Source organism: Streptomyces sp. KLMMK, assembly GCF_036961605.1.
Taxonomy (GTDB): domain Bacteria; phylum Actinomycetota; class Actinomycetes; order Streptomycetales; family Streptomycetaceae; genus Streptomyces; species Streptomyces telluris.
Genome location: NZ_JBAMDC010000588.1, coordinates 1 through 2,971, shown reverse-complemented (window position 1 = coordinate 2,971; position 2,971 = coordinate 1). Strand labels below are relative to the sequence as shown.

Sequence of the window (2,971 nt, the reverse complement as noted above, 5' to 3'; positions counted from 1 at the left end):
GGCGCCTCGGCCGCGCTCGGCCTCGTCCTGCCGGCCGCTGCGGAGCTGGACGAGGCCGGGCTGGTGCCGGACCGCTCCGCCGCCAATTCCTGGTCCGCGCGCCTGGGCGAGCTGGACCCGGCCGAGCTGCTGGAGACCCAGCTGGTCAACGCCCTCGCGCCCACGCTCCTGTGCGACCGGCTGCTGCCGCTCCTGCTCGCCTCGCCCCACCCGCGGCGCTACGTGGTCAACGTGACGGCGGTCGAGGGCCGTTTCGCCGTGCGCAACAAGTCGGCCGGCCACCCGCACACCAACATGGCCAAGGCCGCGCTGAACATGCTCACCCGCACCAGCAGCCGGGAACTGGCCGCCCGCGGCGTCCACATGTGCAGCGTCGACACCGGCTGGATCACGGACGAGAACCCGGCGCCGAAGAAGGAGTGGATGGCCGCGCACGGCTTCCGCACCCCGCTGGACATCGTGGACGGCGCGGCCCGGGTCTACGACCCGATCGTGCGAGGCGAGGCGGGGGACCCGGTCTCCGGCGTCCACCTCAAGGACTACCGGGTCGCCGACTGGTGACGGGGCCGCGCCGCGGGAGCGGGGCGGCCCGGGGCGGAGGCGCCGGTCAGGCCGCGCCCTCGACGCCCCAGCCCGGCACCTGGAAGCGCGCGGTGATGGCCGAGCTGTCGACCTCCTCGCCGCAGCACCGGCAGACGACGGCCGGGTCGAGATCGGCGCCGCAGGAGTGCTCGAAGACGGTCGGCGGCAGATCCGCCAGGTGACGGTCGCCCCAGCTCATCAGCATGATGAGGACCGGCCGCAGATCGTGCCCGGCTTCCGTGGGGCAGTACTCGAAGCGCGCGGGCCGTTCGCTGTAGGGAACCTTCTCCAGCACTCCCGCCTCCACCAGCCGGCGCAGCCGGGAGGCCAGGATGTCGCGCGGGGCCCCGGTGTTGCGGGCGATCGCGTCGAAGCGCCGGACTCCGAAGAAGACCTCACGCAGCACCAGCAGGGAGTACTTCTCGCCGACCACACCGAGCGCGTCGGCGATCGAACAGGGGCGCGGCTTCGTCATGCGCTCCATCGTAGAGCAGCCGGATTTGCTTCCCCAACCCTTCCGGTAGCCTGCATCCATTTTCCCAACCGACCCGGCCGCCTCAGGGGTGCGCCGCCTCGATCAGCTGCCGCAGGGCGCCGTAGTAGACCTCATGGTCCGTCATGGCGGGCAGGACGGCGCTCAGGTTCCCGGTCAGGACCGGGAACTCGCCGGGATCCAGTGCGGCCAGCGCGGTCCGGGTGCTCGTGACCGTCCGTCCGGGGTCGCGGTGGTCGACGAACGTGGCGCTGCCGAGGGTCAGCAGGTACATCCTCCGGTACGCGTGGAACGCCTGCTCCGGCGTCATCCCCGCGGCGATGCTGTCGGCGAGCGCCGGCTCGACCAGGCGGGCCAGCAGCTGGGGGCCGAGCCAGGGGCGCGAGCCGCGCAGGGCGACCAGGCCGGGGTGCGCGGTGAGGAGCTCGTACAGGCCCCGGAACCGCCGCTCCGTGGCCTCGGCCCAGGCGGTGCCGGGCGGGATCCCGGGCAGCTCGGCGGCGAGGTGGTCGGTGCACAGGTCGATCAGCCCGCCCAGGTCCGTGCAGCGGCGGTGGATCGTCGCGTGGGAGACGCCCAGCCGCTCGGCCAGGGACCGGAAGCTGAGGGCCGAGGGGCCTTCCTCGTCGATGATCGCGAGGGCCGTGCGGGCGATGAGCTCCGGGGTCGCCCGGGCGAGGGAGGGAGATTGCCGTGGCATGTGATACACCGTATCGTACGCTGTATCACTCATGCTTCCGCCATGCCGCGGCCCTGAATTTCCCGCCCGGCCCCCGCCCGCGCCCCCAGGAGATCCCGTGTACGACCTCACCCACGGCGACATCGAACAGGCCACCGCGCGCATCGCCGGCCGTACCCGCCCCGTCGCCGTCGCGCCGGCCGGCCCCGGCGTCCCCGGCCGGGTGTGGTTCGCGCTGGAGTTCATGCAGCACACCGGCTCCTTCAAGGCGCGCGGCGCCTGGAACTTCCTCGCCGCCCACCGCGAGGCCGGCACCCTGCCCCGGGCCGGGGTCGCCATCGCCTCCGGCGGCAACGCCGGGCTGGCCTGCGCCTGGGCCGCGCAGCAGCAGGGGGTGCCCGCCACCGTCTTCCTGCCCGAGAACGCCCCGCAGGTGAAGACCGACCGGCTGCGCGGCTACGGCGCCGACGTCCGTCTCGCCGGCTCCGAGTACGCCGAAGCGCTCGCGGCCTGCGAGGAGTTCGCGCACACCGCCGGCGCCCTCGCCGGCCACGCCTACGACCACCCGCTGGTCGCCGCGGGCGCCGGCACCCTCCTGGAGGAACTGCGCGTGCGTGTCCCCGGCCTGGACACGGTCGTCGTCGCGGTGGGCGGGGGAGGCCTCTTCGCCGGCGTCGCCACGGCCGCACGGCACCACGGGATCCGCACCGTCGCGGTCGAGCCCGAGGGCAGCCGGGCCCTGCACGCCGCCCTGGAGGCCGGGCGCGTCGTCGACGTCACCGTCGGCTCCGTCGCGGCGGACGCCCTCGGGGCCCGCCGCGTCTCGGAGACGGCCCTGGCCGCGGCCCGCCACGAGGACGTCACCTCCGTCCTCGTGCCCGATGAAGCCATCGTCGGCGCGCGGCAGTTCCTGTGGGACGGGCACCGCGTGGTGGTCGAGCCCGCCGGGGCCACCGCGCTCGCCGCCCTGACGGCCTCCGGCGGCCCGTACGTGCCCGCGGAGGACGAGACCGTCGCCGTCGTCCTCTGCGGTGCCAACACCGACCCCGGCGACCTGGTGCGCCGCAGCTGACGCGTGGTCAGCGGGGTCCGGGCGGCAGTTCGCACAGGGCGATGCCCGGCTCCACGAGGCTGCCGAGCACGAGCGTGCCCCCGTGTTCGTACACGCTGGTGACCATCCGGAAGCCGGCGCCGCGCCGCCCCAGGTCGTGGGCGAC

At 74.7% G+C, this 2,971-nt stretch carries 4 protein-coding genes; 2 read left to right on the top strand and 2 right to left on the bottom strand.

Annotated elements, in window-relative coordinates; translation table 11 throughout:
* Positions 1–561 (top strand): SDR family oxidoreductase (locus V7793_RS35940; protein ID WP_336013878.1); only part of this gene is annotated, 561 nt, incomplete at its 5' end.
* A 46-nt stretch (positions 562–607) separates the two neighbouring features.
* Here the strand turns inward: V7793_RS35940 and V7793_RS35935 are convergent.
* The gene (locus V7793_RS35935; RefSeq protein WP_168093994.1) at positions 608–1,057 is read right to left on the bottom strand and encodes a winged helix-turn-helix transcriptional regulator; all 450 of its coding nucleotides are present in this window, start codon (positions 1,055–1,057) and stop codon (positions 608–610) included.
* Positions 1,058–1,139: 82 nt separating this feature from the next.
* Positions 1,140–1,775 (bottom strand): TetR/AcrR family transcriptional regulator, encoded by a 636-nt coding sequence (locus tag V7793_RS35930; protein ID WP_336013877.1) that lies wholly within the window; start codon positions 1,773–1,775, stop codon positions 1,140–1,142.
* A 97-nt stretch (positions 1,776–1,872) separates the two neighbouring features.
* Between V7793_RS35930 and V7793_RS35925 the strand changes: the two genes are divergently transcribed.
* Positions 1,873–2,826 (top strand): serine/threonine dehydratase, encoded by a 954-nt coding sequence (locus tag V7793_RS35925; protein WP_336013876.1) that lies wholly within the window; start codon positions 1,873–1,875, stop codon positions 2,824–2,826.
* The last annotated feature ends 145 nt before the right edge of the window (positions 2,827–2,971 follow it).

Bases quoted from the DNA above. Each gene is read 5' to 3' on its own strand.
- V7793_RS35930 (WP_336013877.1), bottom strand. From the start codon at position 1,775: ATGCCACGGCAATCTCCCTCCCTCGCCCGGGCGACCCCGGAGCTCATC.
- V7793_RS35935 (WP_168093994.1), bottom strand. From the start codon at position 1,057: ATGACGAAGCCGCGCCCCTGTTCGATCGCCGACGCGCTCGGTGTGGTC.